This is a genomic window from Mycobacterium sp. IS-1264, from assembly GCF_001954195.1.
Lineage (GTDB): Bacteria > Actinomycetota > Actinomycetes > Mycobacteriales > Mycobacteriaceae > Mycobacterium.
Map to the genome: position 1 here is coordinate 185,902 of NZ_MBES01000074.1, position 18,423 is coordinate 204,324.

An 18,423-nucleotide genomic window follows, 5' to 3' on the forward strand; every position below is an offset into this window, starting at 1 on the left:
TCAGGCGCGTGACCGGGAGCCCAGGTCGGTGACTCCGGTCGGTGGTAGGCCCGCGGCGTGCTCCAGCACGTCGCAGAACGCCTCAACGTGGACTCCGACCCCCGGGTCGGTCGCCGTCCAGGATGCCCGCAGCTCCAGCTGGTGGGCGCGGGGCGGTCCGGAGATGTCGCCGTAACGAACCGACGTGGTGGCGGTGACGGTACCGCCGAGGGCGGTGACGTTGTCGGTGTGGGATTCCAGCGCATCGACCAGCCAGCTCCACGCCACCTCCGGCAGCAGGGGATCGACGGCCTCGCTGGGGTCCAGGTCGGCCTGGATGTAGGCGACCAGGCGGATGGTGCCGTCCCAGGCGTCGGCGCCGTCCGGGTCGTACAACAGGATCAGCCGGCCGAAGGCGTCGCCCTCGGAGCGCTCGGGGACGACCTCGACGTCGGGATGCTTGACCTCGGCCCCCAGCGCGTAGCTGTAGGGCGCCAGGCGCTGCGGTGGCCGAATGGGGCCCAGCTCGATCTCCGCCCGCGCGGTCACGGCGTTCATCGCCGCCACCGCCTCGCGGAATGGGGCCGGTTCAGCAGAGGTCACAGCGTTTGACGGTAGACCTACCCCAGGACACGCCGAAACAGGCGCGCCGATTCCCGCGCGCGTCGCGACCAACCCGTTACCAGCCCGCATTGCGCCTGCTCAGCCGCCGGTTCCGCTGGGATATCGAGCCGGACGCTTCTCGCGATGCGCGGCGAGGCCCTCCCGCACGTCGGGGCCGCCGAAACTGAGAAATTCCAGGCCAAGCGAGGTTTCGAAGGTCGGACCGAACATGCGGTACCAGTGGTTGAGGCTGCGTTTGGTCCAGCGAATCGCGTGTTGGGCGCCCTGCGCCAGGTTCTCGGCGAGGCGGGTCGCGGTCGGCAGGACGTCGTCGTCGTCGACGCAGGCGGAGACCAGCCCGATGCGTTCCGCCTCCTCGCCGAGCAGCGTCTCGCAGGTGAGCAGGTAGTACTTGGCCTTGGCCATGCCGACCAGCAGCGGCCAGCAGATCGCGGCGTGGTCGCCGGCCGCCACCCCGAGTTTGGTGTGGCCGTCGATGATTTTCGCGGTCCGGCCCGCCACCGAGATGTCGGCGAGCAGCGCCACCACCAGGCCGGCGCCGACGGCCGGGCCGCGGATCGCCGAGACCACCGGCTTGTCGAAGTTGACCATGTTGAGCACCAGATCGCGGGCCTCCCGCATGATGCGGATCCGGCCCTCGAATTCGCCCATGGTTTCCTCGATCAGGTCGAAGCTGCCGCCCGACGAGAACGCCTTGCCCTCGCCGCGGACCAGCACGACGCGCACCTCGGGATCGCGGTCGATCACCGGCCAGATGTCGGCGAGGTCGCGGTGCATCTGCGGCCCGACCGAATTCAGCCCGGGCGCGTCGAGAACGAGCGTCAGGACGCCGTTCTCGCCGGTTTCGCACCGAAGGCTGGGGAAGTCCCCGTAGTTGACTGGCATCGGGTTGATGTTACGCAAGCGAATGGCGGGCCTCGTGGCAGCATTGAGGCCAATGAAGGACCCCGACAACCCCGCGCGCGCTCGTCGCGAGCTTCCCGAGTCGCCGTATCTGGCCGCCGTCACCGGGCGCAAACCCAACCGGGTGCCGGTGTGGTTCATGCGGCAGGCCGGCCGCTCGCTGCCCGAGTACCGGGCGCTGCGGGAGCGACACAGCATGCTGGCGGCCTGCTTCGAGCCCGAGGTGGCCTGCGAGATCACCCTGCAGCCGATACGCCGCTACGGCGTCGACGCGGCGATCCTGTTCTCCGACATCGTGGTGCCGCTGCGCGCCGCGGGTGTCGATCTGGACATCGTCACCGATGTCGGCCCGGTGATCGCGCAGCCGGTGCGCACCGACGCCGACATCGACGCCATGAAACCCCTTGACCCACAAGCGATTCAGCCGGTGTGTGAGGCCGTTTCGCTACTGGTTGACGCGCTGGGCGACGTTCCGCTGATCGGCTTTGCCGGCGCGCCGTTCACGCTGGCGTCCTATCTGGTCGAGGGTGGGCCGAGCCGCAACCATCCCCGCACCAAGGCGATGATGCTGGCCGAACCGGCGAGCTGGCACGCGTTGATGTCGAAGCTGACCGATCTCACCATCGCCTTCCTGCGCGGCCAGATCGGTGCCGGGGTGGACGCCATCCAGGTGTTCGACTCGTGGGCGGGCACCCTGTCGCTGGCCGACTACCGCCAATACGTGCTGCCGCACAGCTGTCGGGTGTTCGCCACCCTGTCCGAATGCGGCGTGCCGATGACGCACTTCGGGGTCGGGACGGCCGAGTTGCTGGGCGCGATGTCGGCGGCCGGGGCGAGCGTCGTCGGGGTGGACTGGCGCACCGCGCTCGCCGACGCCGCCACCCGCGTCGAACCCGGCACCGCGCTGCAGGGCAACCTCGATCCGGTGGTGCTGCTGGCCGGCTGGCCGGTGACCGAACGCGCCGCACGGGCCGTCGTCGACGACGGGCGCCGCGCCATCGACGCGGGCGCCGCGGGCCACGTGTTCAACCTCGGCCACGGGGTGCTGCCGGAGACCGACCCCGGCGTGCTGACTGAGCTGGTGGCGCTGGTCCACTCGCTATGACGCGCTCGTATTGTGTTGTGGGCGGCGGGATTTCGGGGTTGACCGCGGCCTACCGGCTGCGCGCGGCGGCTGGTAACGACGCGGCGATCACGCTGTTCGATCCGGGCGAGAACCTGGGCGGGGTGCTGCGCACCGAGCTGGTGGCCGGACGGCCGATGGACACCGGCGCCGAGGCGTTCGTGCGACGCCGGCCCGAGATGCCGGCGCTGCTGGCCGAACTGGGCCTGTCGGGGCGCCAGCTGACCACCACCGGCGCCCGGCCCTTGATCTACAGCGCCCACGAGCTGCACCCGCTGCCGACGGCCACGGTCACCGGGATTCCGTCGTCGGGGTCCTCGCTGGCCGGATTGGTCGACGACGCGACCGTCGCGCGCATCGACGCCGAACCAGGCCGCCCCCTCGGTTGGCGGCCCGGCGGCGACCCCGCGGTGGCCGAGTTGGTCGGCGACCGATTCGGCGAACAGACGGTGGCCCGGTCGGTGGACCCGCTGCTGGGCGGGGTGTACGCGGGCTCGGCGGCGACGATCGGGCTGCGGGCGGCCGCGCCCACCGTGGCGGCGGCGCTGGACCGCGGTGCCGCCAGCCTGACCGACGCGGTCGCCCAGGGGTTGCCGCCGGCCAGCGACGCACCGGTGTTCGGCGCGCTCGACGGCGGCTATCGGGTGCTGATCGACGAGCTCGTCGAGCGCGCCCGGCCGCGGTGGGTCCGGGCCGCGGTGGACCGGTTCGAACGGGCCGGGCGCGGCTGGTCGCTGCTCGACGACAGCGGCGCCTCCTGGCACGCCGACGGGGTGATCCTCGCGGTTCCGGCGCCGCGGGCGGCGCGCCTGCTGGCCGAGACCGCCCCGCGCAGCGGCGCCGCCGCGAGTCGGATCGGCAGCGCGTCGTCGGCGGTGGTGGCGCTGGCGGTGCCGGGCAGCACGCCGCTTCCCGAGTGCTCCGGCGTGCTGGTCGCCAGCGGTGAGCGCCTGCACGCCAAGGCGCTCACGCTGTCGTCGCGCAAGTGGGGGATCGCGGGCGACACGCAGTTCCTGCGGCTGTCGTTCGGTCGCTACGGCGACAACCTCGCGTCCAGCGCCTCCGACGAGCAGCTGCTGTCCTGGGCGGTCAGCGACCTGGCAGTGGTGTTCGGCCTGGACGTCGAGCCGGTCGATGCGCTGGTGCGACGCTGGATCGACGCGATGCCGCAGTACGGCCCGGGCCACGCCGACGTGGTCGCCGAGGTGCGCGCCGGGCTGCCGCCGACGCTCGCCGTGGCCGGCGGCTACCTGGACGGGATCGGCGTGCCGGCGTGCATCGGGGCGGCGGGCCGCGCTGCCGAGCGCATCATCAGGGCCGTCGAGGCCGCGGATGCGGAAGTGGCACGATAGGTTTCATGGCCAAGCTTGACTACGACGAGCTGAATTCGCAGCTTCGCTACCTGATGTTCTCGGTGTTCTCGGTGCGTCCCGGCGAACTCGGCGAGCAGCGCGACGCCGTGATCGATGACGCGTCGACGTTTTTCAAGCTGCAGGAAGAGCGCGGCGTCGTGGTCCGCGGCCTCTACGACGTGTCGGGCCTGCGGGCCGACGCCGATTTCATGATCTGGACGCACGCCGAGCGCGTCGAAGCGCTGCAGGCGACCTACGCCGACTTCCGGCGCACCACCACCCTGGGGCGCGCGTGCTCGCCGGTCTGGAGCAGCGTGGCGTTGCACCGGCCCGCCGAGTTCAACAAGAGCCACATCCCGGCCTTCCTGGCCGGCGAGGAGCCCGGCGCCTACATCTGCGTGTATCCGTTCGTGCGGTCCTACGAGTGGTACTTGCTGCCCGACGAGGAGCGCCGCCGGATGCTCGCCGAGCACGGCATGGCCGCCCGCGAGTACAAGGATGTGCGGGCCAACACGGTGCCGGCGTTCGCGCTCGGCGACTACGAATGGATCCTGGCCTTCGAGGCGCCCGAGCTGGATCGCATCGCCGACCTGATGCGCGAGCTGCGCGCCACCGACGCGCGACGTCATACCCGTGCGGAGACACCGTTTTTCACCGGCCCGCGGGTGCCTGTCGAGCAACTGGTGAACGCGCTGCCATGACCCAACCCGATCCGACGGACCCCACCCGCTTCGAAGAGATGTACCGCGACGAGCGGATGTCGCACGGGTTGCCGGCCGCCACGCCCTGGGACATCGGCGGTCCGCAGCCCGTCGTCCAGCGGTTGGTCGCGCTGGGCGCGATTAAGGGCGAGGTGCTCGACCCGGGCACTGGACCGGGCCACCACGCGATCTACTACGCGTCGGCGGGCTACTCGGCGACCGGCATCGACGGGTCGGCAGGTGCCATCGAGCGCGCGCGGGAAAACGCCCAAAAGGCCGGGGTATCAGTGAATTTCGAGGTGGCCGACGCCACCAAGCTGGAGGGGCTCGACGGCCGGTTCGACACCGTCGTCGACTGCGCCTTCTACCACGTCTTCAGCACCGAACCCGAGATGAAGAAGTCGTATGCGCGGGCGCTGCACAGGGCGACCAGGCCCGGGGCGCGGCTGTACATGTTCGAGTTCGGCGAGCACAACGTCAACGGCTTCAAGATGATGCGGTCCTTGCCTGAGGACGACTTTCGTGGGGTGTTTCCCGACGCCGGGTGGGAGATCACCTACCTGGGCCCGACCACCTATTTGATCAACATGAGCGTCCAGACGATTGAGATGATGATCGCGCGCAACCCCGACATGGCCGACCAGGTGCAGCCCATGCTGGAGTGGTTTCACGCGACGGAGCCGTGGCTGGTCAACGGCCGGGTGCACGCGCCGTTCTGGGAATGCCACGCCACCCGCGCAGACTGACGCAGGTCCTCCCGCGCTAGTTCCCCGCAGGCACCAGGCGCAGCGAGATCGAGTTGATGCAGTACCGCTGATCCGTGGGCGTGGGGTAACCCTCGCCGGCGAACACGTGGCCTAAGTGGCTGTGGCAGTTGGCGCACAGCACCTCGGTGCGCGTCGTGCCCATCGAATGGTCGGGACGCAGTATCACCGCGTCGGAGTTGGCCGGGTCGAAGAACGACGGCCAGCCGCAATGCGACGCGAATTTCTCTGTGCTGCGGAACAATTCGGCCCCGCACGCCCGGCACTGGTAGACGCCTTCGGTTTTGGTGTCGGTGTACTCGCCGGTGAACGGCCGCTCGGTGCCCGCGCGACGGAGCACCTGAAACTCCTCGGGCGTGAGCTTCTGGCGCCACTCGTCGTCGGTCAGGTGCAGCTTCGGGCTAGTCATGCATCCACGCTAGCTCGGATGGGCTTGGGCGTCAGCCACGCGGGATCGATCCCGTCGTCGAGGCGGTCCTCGGCCTTGGCGTCCAGATACCGGAAGTACAGGACCGTAAACGTCACGATCAGCAGCAGCGACCAGCCGTAGGTGATCTTCAGGTATTCCAGGGCGCGGCCGTATCTCATCCAGTTGAACAGCAGCCAGCGGTCCAGCGTCATGAAGCCGTAGATCCCCAGCCACGCCGGCCAGTTGCGGATCACCGAGTTACGCAGCACGACCGTCATCAGGAACGGGAACAGCATCATCGAGTAGTAGCCCTGGGCCAGCGACAGCACCAGGAACGACCACAGCAGCAGCACGCCCGTCGACGTGGTGAACCAGAACAGTGGGTCGCGGGTGCGGTAGTAGCGGTACAGCAGCCACATGGCGCCAATCGCGATCAGCGTGAACAGGATTCGCAGGAACACGATCAGCCAGGTGGGCAGCCCGAAGTACACGCCGTTGCCCTCGATCGAGCTGTTGAAGTAGTCGCGGGTGCCCATGATGTACGGCACCGTGCGGGTGACGAAGTCCATCGGGTCGCTCACCAAAGGCCAGGCGGCCAGGTTGATGACGACGGGAACCGCGAACGCCGGCACCAGCGTCCGCCACTGCCGGTTCAGCAGCGGGAGCAATAGCAGCGGGCCCAGCACGGGTTTGAGCGTCAGCGTAAGGCCGATCGCCAACCCGGCCCACCATTGTCGGCTCACCCGGCCGTCCAGCAGCCAGCGCAGGAACAGCATCTCGGCCAGCAACACGCAGCCGTTGATGTTGGTGAACACCAGCGTGTTGGTCACGGTCTCGGTGCAGAACATGGCCAGCAGCAGCGCGGGGGCGGCCACCGAGGACAGCGTGAACTTGAACAGCCGCAGCAGCAGGTACCAGGCGATCAGGATCGCGATGGTGTTGATCAGGATGAACAGGTAGCGCGACGGCGCGAACGGCAGGTATCCGAACGGCGCCATCAGCAGCGTGCCGCCCGGGGGATACAGGTAGTGCGGGTCGACGTAGTCGAAGTGTTCGTTGTAGATGTCCCAGCCGCGCCGGAAGTTCAGCACCGCGCGGTAGACCGGCTTGAAATCGTCGGTGATGTTGCCGTTGGTGGTGACCACGATGCTGCGGTGCAGTACCGACAGGATGGCCACCGGCCACAGCGCCGACCGCAATATCGTCGCCGTACTCGGTGCGCCGGTGCGGGGTCGGAAGGCGTCGGAGAGCGCGGTCACCAGCGCACCGTACACCGGGGGGAGGGGACCAAGTATCAGGCGGGGCAGTAGGTGTCGGTCCCCGGCAGCTTGCCGCTGTTGAGATAGCCGATCAGCGGCGGCACCGCGCACGGCGAGTAGATGCTGGCGCCGTGGCCGATGCCCTGCCACATCACCCGCTTGCTGGCCGCGTTGGCGTTGATGATCGTGGCGGCGGTCGCGGCGACCCCTTCGCTGCCCACGATCGGGTCGTTCTGCACACCGGAGAGCAGGACGTCGACCTTGAGCTTCTTCGGCGGCGCGGGCGGCGAACCGGTGGGCCAGTGCACACATTTGACCAAATTGAGCGCGGCGACCGTGCCGAACTGCGGATAGAGCTTGCCCCACGCGACGACCAGTTCGCGAACCCGGTCCGGGGTCGGGCGGTTGATCGCATCGCTGCAGGAGTTGACGAACTGGCCGTCGGAGTCCTGCGTGGCATCGGCGTGGTTGATCAAGCTGTTCAGCTGGCTGGCGTCGCCGGAGCGCGCCGCGGACAACGCGTTGGCCAGGCTGGTGGTGGCGCCGACGCGGCCGCCGGACGGGAAGCCCAACGCGACGGTGACGGCGTTGGCGACCTGCGCCACCGACGCGCCGCCGGGCCCCTTGCCCGCGCGGGCGTCGGCCAGCAGCGCGCTGACGGCGCCCTTGGGATCGGCGCCGAGCGCGCAGTTCACCGCAATGCACTGCGCGGCGAACGCGTCGAGCGCGGCCTGCTGGCCCTTGACCTGCTGCTCGGCGGCCGCTTCGGCGTTGACGCCCAAGGCAATTGGCGAGTCGAGGATCAATCGCGCGACCTTGTCGGGCCGCGATGCGGCGTAGGCCAGCGCCACCTGGGCGCCGTTGCCGATGCCGACCAACGCGACGGCGGGCACGTCCCACAGGCTGCGCAGCCGCTCGATGTCCGACGCGGCGTGTGCGTTGTCGTAGGCGTTGTCGCCGGGCGCGATGGCGTCGGTGCAATTGGTGGTCGCGGTGTTGGCGATGTCGGACAGGTTGGCCACCGGATCGTCGCCGGTCTGGAATTGCGCCTGATCGCGCATCGCCGTGCGGGCGAAGTGATCCCGGCAGTCGATGGGGTTCGACATGCCGATGCCGCGACGGTCCACCGCGACGATCGGGTGGGTCTGCAGCACGTCGCCGCCCGCCTGCGAGAGCCAGACCGGCAGCTGCGCCGAGGACGCCAGGTCGGAGCCGGTGGTGAAGACGAGGGGCCCCGCGTCCTGCGGGGTCTGGCTCGACCGCGCACGGACCACGCCGATGGTCACCGTTCCGGACCCGCCGTTGACGGGGTCGAGGTCGGCGTCGTAGTTCGCGCAGTCGAGTTGGATCCCGGCCGGGGGCCGCAGCGCCGCGTCATTGAAAAGCTGCGACGTGCAGTCGTGCCAGGACAGGTCGTTCTTGGGCGCGGCGATCGGCGGCGGACCGGCCGGCGGCGGCTTCGTCGTGGCCGCGCCCTGGGGGCGGGCACCGGAATTCGTGGCGAACCGCGGGTCTGCGCCCAGGCCCGGGACACAGCCGGCCACCGCGACGCTCGTCGCGACCAGGATCGCCGCGGACGCCAGCTGCCGACTCATGCCGACCACAGTAGCTAGACCTTCACGTAGCGGGTGTACAGGTAGCCGGCGTCGTCGCTGAGAACATGCACGCAGCGCATCGGGGCCAGCACCTGGCCCGGGCCGGTCGCGATGCGCCGGGCCAGGCCGCCGACCACGTAGGGCGCGATGGTCAGGCACAGCTCATCGAGCAGGTCGCGCTGAACGAACGCGCCGAGCAGCATCGGCCCGCCCTCGGTCAAGACGCGGCGCATGCCGCGCGCCCCGAGGATCGCCAGCAGGGCGGCCTCGTCGACCCGGTCCGGATCGCCGCCGGAGCAGTCGATCACCTCGGCAAGACCGGAGAGCCGGCGGCGTGTCGCATCGGCGGACGCCGTGCAGGTGAGCACCAGCGGTGACACTTCGGTGCGGGTGAACACCCCCATGTCCCGGTCGAGGTGACCCGACTTCGTCACGATCGCCAATTGCGGGACTTCGCTTTGACCGCGGGCCTGTCGGCGCTGGCGCTGGACGGCGCCCAACTGCGCCCCGGAGTATCCCTCGATCCGCACGGTGCCCGCGCCGACCACGATGACGTCGGCGAGCTCGCGGAGCAGGTGGAAGATGAATCGGTCTCCGGGCCCCGCCATGGTGCCGGTTTTGCCGTCGGCGGTGGCGCCGCCGTCGAGGCTGGTGATGAAATTCGCGCGCACCCATGTCTTGTCTTTGTCGGGATACGCGTAGAGCTGAGGGAGTTCGCCGTCGTCGAGTTCGCGTGCCGAGCCGAGCAGCGTCAGCGGCGGCGCCTCAGGAAGGGGCATGGGCTCGATTGCAGCACGCCGCTACAGTTCCTGCATGCACGGGTCCGCTTCCGGCCGGGTGGCTCACCTGGTCGATCGGCATCCCACCGTGTCGCCCGAGCGGCTGATCGCCCAATTGCGGCCGCCGCCAACGTTCGCCGACGTGAGCTTCGCGACGTACCGCCCGGATCCGGCCGAACCCACCCAGGCGGCCGCCGTCGTGGCCTGCCGGGATTTCTGCGGAGAGGCGGTGCAACGCCGGGCCGGTCGCCGAAAGCTGTTCGGCAGGCGGGCGGTATTGCCCGGCGTCGGACTGTATCTGGACGGCGGTTTCGGGGTGGGCAAGACTCACCTGCTGGCCTCGGCCTACTACGAGCTGCCGGACCCCAAGGCGTTCGCGACGTTTGGGGAGCTGACCCAGCTGGCCGGGGTGTTCGGCTTCGCCGAGTGCATCGATCTGCTGGCCGACTACACGGCGGTGTGCATCGACGAGTTCGAACTCGACGACCCGGGCAACACCACCCTGATCTCGCGGATGCTCTCGTCGCTGGTCGAGCGGGGGGTGTCGGTGGCCGCCACCTCCAATACGCTGCCCGAGCAACTCGGCGAGGGCCGATTTGCCGCCCAGGACTTTCTGCGTGAAATCAACACGCTGGCAAGGATTTTCACGACCGTGCGGATCGAAGGCCCGGACTACCGGCACCGCGATCTGCCCCCGGCGCCGCCGCCGCTGCCGGACGATCAGGTCGCCGCGCGTGCCGCGGCGGTGGAGGGCGCGACGCTCGATGACTTCGACGCGTTGTGCGCGCACCTGGCGACCATGCATCCGTCGCGGTACCTGACGCTCATCGAGGGCGTGACGGCGGTGTTTTTGACCGGCGTGCACGGCATCGATGACCAGAACGTCGCGCTGCGGCTGGTGTCGCTGACCGATCGGCTGTACGACGCCGGCATCCCGGTGGTGGCGTCCGGGGCCAAGCTGGACACCATCTTCAGCGAGGAGATGCTGGCCGGCGGATACCGAAAGAAGTATTTGCGGGCCACGTCTCGGCTGTTGGCGCTGACCGCCTGGGTCAACGCACCTCGCGGGTCATGACGAAGTCGTCCTCGGTGGCGTCGCCCACCTGAAACGTCCTGGTGCCGCTGACCTCGAAACCGCTCCTGGCGTAAAAGCGTTGCGCGCGTTGGTTTTTCTGGTTGACGCCGAGCCAGACGCGGCGCACGCTCCAGTCGCCGGCCAGGGCCAGCGCGCGCTCCATCAGCGCCGTCGAGACCCCGGTGCCGTGCAACTCCGGCAGGACGTAGATCTTCGACAGCTCGGCGCTGCTGGTGTCGTCCAAGCCGCGAACGAGCATGGCGTACCCGATGATTCGGCGGTTCTTCGTGGCGATGAGGACGGCGTATTGCGGGTCGGCCAGGTAGTCCGAGAAGCGGTCGGCCGACAGGTGGGTGTCGACGAACGACGCGATGTTCTCCGGCGCCATCGACGGTGGGCAGGCCAGCGGGAAGGTGCGCGCGGCGACCGCGGCCAGCTCGTCGACGCAATCCGTCGTGGCGAGGTGAACCTCGAGCGTCAGAGGTTCCACTGCGCGAGATGCTGGCCCGTCTTCTTGTCCAGCAGTACGACATTGGAGACCGGATCGCGGTAGGCGTCCCAGTACACCCCGCCCCGGACGATCGCCCCGTTCGGCGCATTCGTGAGCACGTTGTCCAGCGCGTCGGGTGCGTCGGTCGCACGCGGCTTGTAGGCGTCGGCAAATGGAGTCACCCCGTCGAAGCTGAACACGGTCGCCAAGATGAACGGGTTGGGCACCCGGATCGCGCGGACCGTCACATCCGCCCGGTTGGGGGTGCTGCCGGGGAAGCTTTTGATCGGAACGCCGCTGCGCGTGTAGCCGAAGCCGGGCGGCGGGTCGCAGGGGGCCACGCTGCTGACGGTGACGTCGGCGATGTAGGTGTCGGTGGCCACCCGCAGCGTGTCGCCGATGTGGCCGATCGGTGCGTCTTGAGCCCGCGCGGGCGGAGCCGCGACCCCGGCGGTGGCGACGCTCGCGGCGGCAACGAGTAAGGCGGACAGGGCGATCAGCCAGCGATGCATCATCGCATGATTGCACAGGCGCTATGCAGAAGGGGAGGGGTGCTTCCCGCTGGCCAGTGCTTCGAGCGCCGCCGCGGCATCGTCATCAACCCGTTCCTTGTCGACGCCGGCGGAGTGCAGCGGTCCCGCGCCGTCCTCGAGTTCGAGCAGGGCCATCAGCATGTGTTCGGTGCCAATGTAGTTGTGGCCCAGCCGAAGTGCCTCGCGGAAGGTCAGCTCCAGCACCTTGCGCGCCGGGCCGCTGAACGGGATGAGTTTGGGAGGCTCTCCGGTGGACGCGGGAAGGGTTATGGCGGCCCTGAGCGCCTTGACGTCGACCCGTTGCCGTTGCAACAGCTGCGTGGCCAATGCGGCCGGATCGTCCAGCACGCCGAGCAGCAGATGGTCGGGGGTGATCTCGGCGTTGGCCGCCTGATGCGCCGCGTTCTGGGCCGCCACGACGGCGTTGCGGGCCCGCGGCGTGAAGCGCCCGAAACCCTGTTCGGGATCCAGGGTGGTGGCCTCGGCCCGGGGGACGAACCGCTTCTGCGCGGCCTGCTTGGTGACGCCCATGCTCTTGCCGATGTCCGTCCAGGATGCTCCCGATCGGCGCGCCTGGTCGACGAAGTGGCCGATCAAGTGGTCGGCGATCTCACCCAAATGCTCGGCCGCCAGCACGGCGTCGGCCAGTTGATCAAGCGCGTCGGTGTGTACCTGTTTGATCGCGTTGATCATCTCGTCGAGGCGGACGGGATAGGCGATGGGCGTGGAATCGGCCATGTCGTCAACGGTAGGTTGACGCCCTGGGGATGTCAACTCAGGGTTGACGGTTAATGCTTTGTTACACGTAGTGCGGCCGGGTACCTGCGCTGCGACAATGCTGACTCATGAAACTACTTCTGACCCTGGCAGGTTTTGCCGCGGCAATCGGCCTGGCCGTGCCCGCCCACGCCGATAGCAGCGACGACTCATTCCTCGCCTCGCTCAAAGCGGCCGGTATCACTTATTCCGACTCGGATGCGGCGGTAGGGGCCGGGAAATGGGTGTGCGACAAGGTCAGCGGGGGCACCGACATGTCGACTGTCGTCAAGACGCTCGGAACCAAGAACGCCTCGCTGAACCCGGACAAAGCCGCCAAGTTCGCGGCCATCGCCCAGACCACGTACTGCCCGGATACCGCATCGGACACCAGCTCGAGCCCGAGCTCTGAGACCCCCGCGCCGTCGTAGGAGTCAACCTTCGGCCGGCGCCGCCCCGCCCTCGTCGGGTTCCGTGGTCGGTGGCCGCCGACCTGTGGGCGCCCGGCCGAGTTCCAGCGGCCCTAGCCCGGGAATGGTGCGCGGGGGCGTCGGTGCCGATCGTCGCTTCCGCCAGTGGCCTGCCCGCGAGAGTCGCCAGTCGGCCGCCCACCTCCACTCGTAGACCTCGCGCGTGCTCAGATTCCACGCCAGCGCCGCCATCCTGAGGCCGGTGCCCCGCGCCTCCATCCACGAGGCGATCACCCAGACCCTGTCGAGGTCCTCGTCGGGAATCTCAAAAGCCCACGACAGTTCTTCGTCGTCGCAGCCCATCGACGGGCGTATCGCGGGTTTGGGCGTCGAGACGTCGAATCGATTGCCGTCCGCTTCGAGGTCGAGCCCCACTTCGTAACGCACGGTCGGCCCCGCCATCCGCAGCCTCACCTCGAGCCGGGCCTGGCCCCGGCGGCGCGGCGTGAGCCGATCGATAACCATCAGGACGCCTTTGGCGCGCGGGTTTTTGCGCTGTGCCCGTAGGCGATTCGCGAGGGCGATCAGCCCGAGCACAGCGATGATGCCGACAAAGACGTCGAGAACGATGATGGCCGCCACGTCGTCCTAGATAACACCATCCGCCCACCGGCTCGGCACTCGCCCGGGATGCACACCGGCGTGGCCTCTGCCAGAATCGGGGAGCTATGAGACGTCTGCCGATGCTGTTGAGCGTCGCCACCATGGTCGCGATGGCCGCGCCGGCACACGCCGACAACACCGACGGCGGCAACGGCACCGATCAAGCCTTTCTCGCCGCGCTCAACCAGGCCGGGCTGACCTATCAGGATCCCGACCGCGCGGTGGCGGCCGGCAAAAAGGTGTGCGATCTGGTCAACGGGGGAATGGCCGCCGTGGACGTCGTCAAGAACCTGGAGCAATACAACCCCGGCTTCGCGGGCGACGGTGCGGCGAAGTTCACCGGCATCGCGGCGGAGGCGTACTGCCCCGCCGCCCTCGCCCGCGCGCGTCAGGACGCATCGCTCGCCGCCTTGGGGCGCTGACGGGCGCGGCCGGCCCCGCGCAGCCCACCTGTGTTGCCAACGCCATGGTGCTCTGGGTGGGAAAACGATCCACAGCTGCGGGAGCGATTTCGCCGCGGTCAGCGGTCCACCGTAAACGGCTGCGGCGCAGTCCTTTACACGGCTCGATGCGGGGGCCCGGGCGGGCCCCCGCATCGACGGTGGTGGCTGTTAGGTCGAGGTGACGTATTGCGGGCAGTAGGCCGAGGCGGCGTCGACGGCGAACGTCTTGGCGCTCTTGGTGCTCAGGCCGGTGGACTGGGCCACCGCGCTGATGACCTCCTGGCTCGAGTGGCCGTTGTCGAGGGCTTTGCAGACGGCGTGGCCGTCGCTGATGGCGCGCGCCGCGGTGGGCGGCGTGATTCCGTCGGCTTGCAGCTGCGCGAGGAAGGCGTCATCGACAGTGGTTGCGCCTGCGGTGCCGGCGAAGCCGAGTGCGGCGAGGCCGAGCGCGGCGGCGGTCAGGGTGGCGCGGGCTGCGGGGGCTGCGAAACGGCGAGTGAACATCGGGGTACTCCTTGTGCTGATGTGTGTTGTGGGGGGCGCTGTTTTGCGTTGACAACAGAATCGGCACAGGGCCTTTATGGTTTCTCAATAAATTCTTGACGAACCCGATACGAGGCGTCGTCCCAGGTCAACCCCGGTCGATACGTTTCCCCGCTGTGAACCACTTGTATCTCAATAGTGACTACTGCATCTGTAGTCACGTTTGCACCGTTGATAACATGAAACGGCTGGCGTCTCCGGCCCGCACCCATCATGCCGGTGACCGCCTTGTCGCTCGGGCGGCAAACGCAGATGGCCAATACGACCCGCTACGCACTCTTATACGGGCGGTTGACTGCGTCCGGATTCAACACCGAAACGGGAGAAAAGTGGACAGCACTACCGAATTGATCATGCTCGCGGAAGCCGTTGTGCGGGAGGACAACGTCGACCCCGGCCGATTGTGCAGAGCGGCCATCGCGGTCGCCGACAATCCGCCGGAGGACCGTGAGCTGGCCCGCTTCGCCGATCTCTTGATCGATGCGTCATTTGGATGGGCTCGGTTCAACGGCTCGCGGCTGAGATTGGCGACCGCCGTCCGGGCCTACGCGCTCGCGGCGTCTCTCATGGTTGCCGACTAACTTCGGGCGTTACCGCCAGCCGGCCGGTAGGTCGATGATGTGATTCGGGCAGACGTCATGGGCGGCCTCGGACATGACAACCCTTGCGGTCTCGGCCGACATCTTCGCACGCAATAACATGAAGGCGTATTCGGCTGGCGCATAACCCAATTGAGCGGCCTCCGGGTCGTCCATCAGCTGGCATGCCTCCTTCTCCTGGTCGCTATCGCCCTGGGCGACGCCGGCGCAAAACAATGACACGAGGCCGACGAGCCCGCCGGCGACGATTTTCGTAGCGATCCTCACTGTGTCCTCTGCTTTGCCCTCGATCAACTGCCAGCCGGGTCTCCATTTTGCCATCTACCATTCCGGCGCCCTTGTCCACCAACGCTTCTCGCCGGACGGCGACCCCAAATGGCCGTTTACCTTGGGCATTCTCGGCGATACTATGCGTGAATGCGATTCACCAATGTCGCCGCGGCGGCCGGCGTCGTAATGGCCGTCCTGTCAATCGCCCCGCTCGTGCTGATGGAGGCGCCGTCTGCCCGCGCTGATATGAGCGGTTACCGGCGCTGCGTGGGAACCATTACGGAAATCCCGCTGAGCGAACCCAACCCACAAAGTCAGCAGCTCGCCGGATCGGTCCAGATGGATCTCAAGGCCGGTGTTTCCCCTGCCGCGGAAGCTCAGAAATTGGAGCAGACCGGATTCGACTCGCGCGTCGCCAACGGGATCGTGCAATGCGTCATGCAGGAGCACCCGTAGCGGAGCCTTTCAGTCGTCGATGTGCGTAGGCGGGTCGGCGAAGCCGGAACCCCACGGCTGCTGGCCAGGGCCCATCGGATCGCAACGTCTTTCGGGCACTTGGTAGGAACTCATGCCGTTCAGGATCCAATGGGTAGATACCACGCAACGTTGCCAGGTGCCATCGGGCTGGACGGGTCCATCGCACTTGCTGATAACGGGTCCTCCGTACTGGCAGCCGGCGTTGGCCGGCGGCGCCGCGGCGATCAGCCCTGCGGCCGTCAGTGCGGCGCCCAGGCCGACGATGAAGACGGACAACCCCCGCGACGTGATCTTGAATGCAGTCATGGCGTCTCCCTTGGACTACTGCCACTCGATCATTGCACGGATTCCGCGGCGCGCGCGCTAGCCGGGTAGCCGTTGCAAATGCGCCATCGCCTCGGCCAGCGGCGCCTCGGCGGGGCGTCCCAGATTGTGCGCGACGGACGCGTCGACGAGCATCCACAGCGCCGCATAGAGCGGAATGCACCAGGCCAGCTCGTCGCTCGCCGCGCGATCGGGGCGATACCCCTCAAGCAATAAGGAGACCGACGCCGTATCGGCGCGATGCGTAAACCGCGCGATGTCCCACCTGGGATCCGCGACAACCGCGTCACCCCAATCGATTACGCCGGAGAGCCTGTCCGCATCGACGAGGATGTGGGAAGCCTTCAGATCGCCGTGACACAACGCCCCGACCTCGACGGCGGCCAGCGCTCCGGCGTGAGCGCCGAGTGCCGCCGCCGCCTCGTCAGCCACGGTGTCCGCGATCGAATCGGTGCCGGCCATGCGACGAACCTCGCCGCAGATGTTCTGTAGGAAGCCGGGCCAGGAGGTGTGCGGCGGCGAGAAGCCGCCGCTCTCGTTCCACGTCGCCTCCGCAAGCCAGCCGAAGCCTGGTGATCTCGTGTCGTGCAAGCGTCGCAGCGCGGCCCCGACCTCGACAATCGCCGGATGCCCCGGCGCGATCGGTTCGCCGGGAATGCGGCTCATCGCCAGGGCGCTCATGCTGTCCTTCCCGCCGAGGCGCCCCAGCGCCAGGATCTCCGGAGCGCCACAGCCCGCCTCCGCGCCCCGCGCACATGCCCACGCCTCGGCCGCCAACGCGTCATGGCTCGTCGACGCTTTCACGACGAATCGACGTCCGCCCGCGTCGACCTCGTAAACCACGTTGGTGGCGAAGGAATCGACCCGGATAACGCGGTCGGGCTGACAGCTAAGTTGCCGCGTCACGAAACCCGCGACCGCTCGCTCCAGTGGGTTCATGATGAATGCATAATTTTGGATCTTGACCGGAAAACTCGGTTTGAGCTGCAGCATGTTATCAGTTTGTTGACTCCATTTATAGTGCGGCGCATTCGGTGCTTTATGGGCGCCGACACTCGACCTCAAAACGGCAAAAATGTTCTTCCCCGTTCCGTCCGACGGCGGTAGCATCAAACGTTGTTAGACAGGTGTTCAACCCGAGATGAAAGGGCATCCGATGAACGCTAAGAGCAGCAAGCGGCGGATGTTGAAAGCTGGCGCGGCGGCCGTGGCATTGGTCGCGGTGATGTTGGGTTCGACCGGATGCACGATAACTGGTTGCAGCGGTTCGATACCCGGAACAGTAACCTGCGCCTAAATCAGTTCTGCTGACCCACAACGGCGCTGCTTGCGTGGCGCCGTTGTGGGTCAGATTCTGCGAGGTCAGCCGGCCGCACGGCGCGGTGCCGGGCGCCGGATTGACCAAGTTTGCGCCGAACAGTGGCCGGTGCATTCTTGGTTCTATCCAGCGCATAAATTGCTGCTCACACCCGATGCCACGATAAAGTCTTGCCAAGGGTGCGGGCAGACCTTCGTCAAACGCCGCTGTGCCGTCGAATTTTCTGTTAGCGCGCCCGGGATCCCGAGCGAGTACGCGACGCCCGACAGGAGATCGATGCAGGAGCGATGTGCAAAAGTCGACGTCAACTTGTCTTGGCATCTGGTCTGGCTGTTTGCGCTGTTAGAAGGCATCACGGTCCCTTTGGTGCCGTTATTTTTGGAAACTGGGCCTACCGTAAAATCAACCGCCCATACCGTATCGTTTGTAACCAGAATGGCGGTCATCGGCGTATATGGAGTTGTCATAGGATTTGTCGGGGCGCTGATAATTTCTCTGTTGCTGAATTACTTCGCCTTCCGCAGGTTAAAGATTAGGCTTAACGGTGCGGTTATTGTGCGAGTGGCCCATCCATTCGCTATCGGACTGTGGGGCGGCTTGTTGCTGGCGCTTATTTTTTGGATACAGCAATGCATTGGTGGCCTCTTGGTGTTTTCCTTGACGGCGAATCTGGTCCTGCTCGGATTTGTCTCAGCGGCGGGCGCCATCATCTTTACTACCTGCGTTTACTTGTTGGTGGCGAAAGCCGCGCCGCGCCTGGGGATCCAACTAGATACAACCGAACAGCGCCTGGCGTTGACCGGAGTTCCAATTCTTTCGTTTGCTGTGCTAGTAGGACTTTACGAAGGATTGGCCGCGCCGATCCTCCACCAATGGGAGTCGGCGCCCCAGCACAAGGTGTTGATTGCGCTCGTAGTGGGGCTTGCGGGAGGCGCGCTGAGCAGTTTGATAGTGGTGGCGATAGCTCACATGCGCGTGATCAAGAAACACATGTGGCTGGAATTTTCCGCGATGAGCGAATAGGGCACTGCGGC

24 protein-coding genes are annotated in these 18,423 nt (G+C 67.4%); 10 read left to right on the forward strand and 14 right to left on the reverse strand.

Translation table 11 applies throughout. The features are described 5' to 3' along the window. Positions 1 to 537, reverse strand: a complete 537-nt coding sequence (locus A5744_RS19415; protein ID WP_233147926.1) for a DUF3000 domain-containing protein — start codon at positions 535 to 537, stop codon at positions 1 to 3. 144 nt (positions 538 to 681) lie between these two features. After that, positions 682 to 1,488 (reverse strand): enoyl-CoA hydratase/isomerase family protein, encoded by an 807-nt coding sequence (locus A5744_RS19420; RefSeq protein WP_076063783.1) that lies wholly within the window; start codon positions 1,486 to 1,488, stop codon positions 682 to 684. Positions 1,489 to 1,540: 52 nt separating this feature from the next. On the opposite strand from A5744_RS19420, the gene hemE reads away from it, so the two are divergent. From hemE to A5744_RS19440, 4 genes are read left to right on the forward strand one after another with little or no spacing between them, the layout of a single operon-like run. After that, entirely contained in the window at positions 1,541 to 2,611 is a 1,071-nt protein-coding gene (hemE, locus tag A5744_RS19425) for a uroporphyrinogen decarboxylase (protein WP_076063785.1), read from the forward strand. Beyond that, on the forward strand, positions 2,608 to 3,981 hold the full coding sequence (locus A5744_RS19430) for a protoporphyrinogen oxidase (protein WP_076063787.1): 1,374 nt from the start codon (positions 2,608 to 2,610) through the stop codon (positions 3,979 to 3,981). The genes hemE and A5744_RS19430 overlap by 4 nt, the downstream gene beginning before the upstream one ends. 5 nt (positions 3,982 to 3,986) lie before the next feature. Beyond that, a complete protein-coding gene (gene hemQ / locus A5744_RS19435; RefSeq protein WP_076063789.1) occupies positions 3,987 to 4,682 on the forward strand; it encodes a hydrogen peroxide-dependent heme synthase in 696 nt (231 codons plus the stop codon). Continuing rightward, positions 4,679 to 5,428 carry a class I SAM-dependent methyltransferase gene (locus A5744_RS19440; RefSeq protein ID WP_076063791.1) on the forward strand — a complete coding sequence of 250 codons (750 nt, stop codon included), beginning with the start codon at positions 4,679 to 4,681 and terminating at the stop codon, positions 5,426 to 5,428. The genes hemQ and A5744_RS19440 overlap by 4 nt, the downstream gene beginning before the upstream one ends. A gap of 16 nt (positions 5,429 to 5,444) precedes the next feature. Here A5744_RS19440 and msrB read toward each other — a convergent pair whose 3' ends face one another. From msrB to A5744_RS19460, 4 genes are read right to left on the reverse strand one after another with little or no spacing between them, the layout of a single operon-like run. After that, the gene (msrB, locus tag A5744_RS19445) at positions 5,445 to 5,855 is read right to left on the reverse strand and encodes a peptide-methionine (R)-S-oxide reductase MsrB (protein ID WP_076063793.1); all 411 of its coding nucleotides are present in this window, start codon (positions 5,853 to 5,855) and stop codon (positions 5,445 to 5,447) included. Beyond that, positions 5,852 to 7,114, reverse strand: coding sequence for an arabinofuranan 3-O-arabinosyltransferase (aftC, locus tag A5744_RS19450; RefSeq protein ID WP_240563108.1), 1,263 nt, complete (start codon positions 7,112 to 7,114; stop codon positions 5,852 to 5,854). The genes msrB and aftC overlap by 4 nt, the downstream gene beginning before the upstream one ends. A gap of 35 nt (positions 7,115 to 7,149) precedes the next feature. After that, a complete protein-coding gene (locus A5744_RS19455; protein ID WP_076063796.1) occupies positions 7,150 to 8,709 on the reverse strand; it encodes an alpha/beta fold hydrolase in 1,560 nt (519 codons plus the stop codon). 14 nt (positions 8,710 to 8,723) lie between these two features. Next, complete coding sequence (locus A5744_RS19460; protein ID WP_076063799.1) at positions 8,724 to 9,488, reverse strand: pyrimidine reductase family protein; 765 nt, start codon at positions 9,486 to 9,488, stop codon at positions 8,724 to 8,726. Here A5744_RS19460 and zapE point away from each other — a divergent pair. After that, positions 9,487 to 10,563 carry a cell division protein ZapE gene (zapE, locus tag A5744_RS19465; protein ID WP_139331419.1) on the forward strand — a complete coding sequence of 359 codons (1,077 nt, stop codon included), beginning with the start codon at positions 9,487 to 9,489 and terminating at the stop codon, positions 10,561 to 10,563. The genes A5744_RS19460 and zapE overlap by 2 nt on opposite strands. Here zapE and A5744_RS19470 read toward each other — a convergent pair. From A5744_RS19470 to A5744_RS19480, 3 genes are read right to left on the reverse strand one after another with little or no spacing between them, the layout of a single operon-like run. Then, positions 10,541 to 11,053 carry a GNAT family N-acetyltransferase gene (locus A5744_RS19470; protein ID WP_240563109.1) on the reverse strand — a complete coding sequence of 171 codons (513 nt, stop codon included), beginning with the start codon at positions 11,051 to 11,053 and terminating at the stop codon, positions 10,541 to 10,543. The two genes, zapE and A5744_RS19470, sit on opposite strands and share 23 nt — an antisense overlap. After that, the gene (locus A5744_RS19475) at positions 11,041 to 11,565 is read right to left on the reverse strand and encodes a hypothetical protein (RefSeq protein WP_076063802.1); all 525 of its coding nucleotides are present in this window, start codon (positions 11,563 to 11,565) and stop codon (positions 11,041 to 11,043) included. Before A5744_RS19475 ends, A5744_RS19470 begins: the two co-directional genes overlap by 13 nt. Positions 11,566 to 11,586: 21 nt before the next feature. Continuing rightward, entirely contained in the window at positions 11,587 to 12,324 is a 738-nt protein-coding gene (locus tag A5744_RS19480) for a Clp protease N-terminal domain-containing protein (RefSeq protein WP_076063804.1), read from the reverse strand. Positions 12,325 to 12,431: 107 nt separating this feature from the next. Here A5744_RS19480 and A5744_RS19485 point away from each other — a divergent pair, with 107 nt between their 5' ends. Continuing rightward, positions 12,432 to 12,773 (forward strand): DUF732 domain-containing protein, encoded by a 342-nt coding sequence (locus A5744_RS19485; protein ID WP_076063806.1) that lies wholly within the window; start codon positions 12,432 to 12,434, stop codon positions 12,771 to 12,773. A gap of 3 nt (positions 12,774 to 12,776) precedes the next feature. On the opposite strand, the gene A5744_RS19490 is transcribed toward A5744_RS19485, so the two are convergent. Further along, complete coding sequence (locus A5744_RS19490; protein WP_076063808.1) at positions 12,777 to 13,394, reverse strand: hypothetical protein; 618 nt, start codon at positions 13,392 to 13,394, stop codon at positions 12,777 to 12,779. 86 nt (positions 13,395 to 13,480) lie between these two features. On the opposite strand from A5744_RS19490, the gene A5744_RS19495 reads away from it, so the two are divergent. Then, positions 13,481 to 13,837: a DUF732 domain-containing protein gene (locus tag A5744_RS19495; RefSeq protein ID WP_076063809.1), complete on the forward strand. Its 357-nt coding sequence runs from the start codon at positions 13,481 to 13,483 to the stop codon at positions 13,835 to 13,837. A 189-nt stretch (positions 13,838 to 14,026) separates the two neighbouring features. Here A5744_RS19495 and A5744_RS19500 read toward each other — a convergent pair whose 3' ends face one another. After that, entirely contained in the window at positions 14,027 to 14,362 is a 336-nt protein-coding gene (locus A5744_RS19500) for a DUF732 domain-containing protein (protein ID WP_076063811.1), read from the reverse strand. A gap of 368 nt (positions 14,363 to 14,730) precedes the next feature. Between A5744_RS19500 and A5744_RS19505 the strand changes: the two genes are divergently transcribed. Continuing rightward, the gene (locus tag A5744_RS19505; protein ID WP_076063813.1) at positions 14,731 to 14,982 is read left to right on the forward strand and encodes a hypothetical protein; all 252 of its coding nucleotides are present in this window, start codon (positions 14,731 to 14,733) and stop codon (positions 14,980 to 14,982) included. A 9-nt stretch (positions 14,983 to 14,991) separates the two neighbouring features. On the opposite strand, the gene A5744_RS19510 is transcribed toward A5744_RS19505, so the two are convergent. Beyond that, positions 14,992 to 15,267, reverse strand: coding sequence for a hypothetical protein (locus A5744_RS19510; protein ID WP_170874538.1), 276 nt, complete (start codon positions 15,265 to 15,267; stop codon positions 14,992 to 14,994). Between the two features lie 150 nt (positions 15,268 to 15,417). On the opposite strand from A5744_RS19510, the gene A5744_RS19515 reads away from it, so the two are divergent. Continuing rightward, positions 15,418 to 15,726 carry a hypothetical protein gene (locus A5744_RS19515; protein ID WP_076063815.1) on the forward strand — a complete coding sequence of 103 codons (309 nt, stop codon included), beginning with the start codon at positions 15,418 to 15,420 and terminating at the stop codon, positions 15,724 to 15,726. 9 nt (positions 15,727 to 15,735) lie between these two features. On the opposite strand, the gene A5744_RS19520 is transcribed toward A5744_RS19515, so the two are convergent. Further along, positions 15,736 to 16,053 (reverse strand): hypothetical protein, encoded by a 318-nt coding sequence (locus A5744_RS19520; protein WP_076063817.1) that lies wholly within the window; start codon positions 16,051 to 16,053, stop codon positions 15,736 to 15,738. Positions 16,054 to 16,110: 57 nt separating this feature from the next. After that, a complete protein-coding gene (locus A5744_RS19525; protein WP_076063819.1) occupies positions 16,111 to 17,064 on the reverse strand; it encodes an aminoglycoside phosphotransferase family protein in 954 nt (317 codons plus the stop codon). 349 nt (positions 17,065 to 17,413) lie between these two features. Here A5744_RS19525 and A5744_RS24450 point away from each other — a divergent pair, with 349 nt between their 5' ends. Continuing rightward, the gene (locus A5744_RS24450; RefSeq protein ID WP_139331421.1) at positions 17,414 to 18,412 is read left to right on the forward strand and encodes a hypothetical protein; all 999 of its coding nucleotides are present in this window, start codon (positions 17,414 to 17,416) and stop codon (positions 18,410 to 18,412) included. Positions 18,413 to 18,423: the final 11 nt, after the last annotated feature.

Excerpts from the sequence above, each read along its gene's own strand:
- A5744_RS19495 (WP_076063809.1), top strand. The coding sequence starts at position 13,481 with ATGAGACGTCTGCCGATGCTGTTGAGCGTCGCCACCATGGTCGCGATG.
- zapE (WP_139331419.1), top strand. The coding sequence starts at position 9,487 with ATGGGCTCGATTGCAGCACGCCGCTACAGTTCCTGCATGCACGGGTCC.
- A5744_RS19500 (WP_076063811.1), bottom strand. The coding sequence starts at position 14,362 with ATGTTCACTCGCCGTTTCGCAGCCCCCGCAGCCCGCGCCACCCTGACC.
- A5744_RS19415 (WP_233147926.1), bottom strand. The coding sequence starts at position 537 with ATGAACGCCGTGACCGCGCGGGCGGAGATCGAGCTGGGCCCCATTCGG.
- hemQ (WP_076063789.1), top strand. The coding sequence starts at position 3,987 with ATGGCCAAGCTTGACTACGACGAGCTGAATTCGCAGCTTCGCTACCTG.
- hemE (WP_076063785.1), top strand. The coding sequence starts at position 1,541 with ATGAAGGACCCCGACAACCCCGCGCGCGCTCGTCGCGAGCTTCCCGAG.
- A5744_RS19485 (WP_076063806.1), top strand. The coding sequence starts at position 12,432 with ATGAAACTACTTCTGACCCTGGCAGGTTTTGCCGCGGCAATCGGCCTG.
- A5744_RS19460 (WP_076063799.1), bottom strand. The coding sequence starts at position 9,488 with ATGCCCCTTCCTGAGGCGCCGCCGCTGACGCTGCTCGGCTCGGCACGC.
- A5744_RS19420 (WP_076063783.1), bottom strand. The coding sequence starts at position 1,488 with ATGCCAGTCAACTACGGGGACTTCCCCAGCCTTCGGTGCGAAACCGGC.
- A5744_RS19430 (WP_076063787.1), top strand. The coding sequence starts at position 2,608 with ATGACGCGCTCGTATTGTGTTGTGGGCGGCGGGATTTCGGGGTTGACC.
- A5744_RS19440 (WP_076063791.1), top strand. The coding sequence starts at position 4,679 with ATGACCCAACCCGATCCGACGGACCCCACCCGCTTCGAAGAGATGTAC.
- A5744_RS19455 (WP_076063796.1), bottom strand. The coding sequence starts at position 8,709 with ATGAGTCGGCAGCTGGCGTCCGCGGCGATCCTGGTCGCGACGAGCGTC.
- A5744_RS19475 (WP_076063802.1), bottom strand. The coding sequence starts at position 11,565 with ATGCATCGCTGGCTGATCGCCCTGTCCGCCTTACTCGTTGCCGCCGCG.
- msrB (WP_076063793.1), bottom strand. The coding sequence starts at position 5,855 with ATGACTAGCCCGAAGCTGCACCTGACCGACGACGAGTGGCGCCAGAAG.
- A5744_RS19515 (WP_076063815.1), top strand. The coding sequence starts at position 15,418 with ATGCGATTCACCAATGTCGCCGCGGCGGCCGGCGTCGTAATGGCCGTC.
- A5744_RS19520 (WP_076063817.1), bottom strand. The coding sequence starts at position 16,053 with ATGACTGCATTCAAGATCACGTCGCGGGGGTTGTCCGTCTTCATCGTC.
- A5744_RS19525 (WP_076063819.1), bottom strand. The coding sequence starts at position 17,064 with ATGCTGCAGCTCAAACCGAGTTTTCCGGTCAAGATCCAAAATTATGCA.
- A5744_RS19480 (WP_076063804.1), bottom strand. The coding sequence starts at position 12,324 with ATGGCCGATTCCACGCCCATCGCCTATCCCGTCCGCCTCGACGAGATG.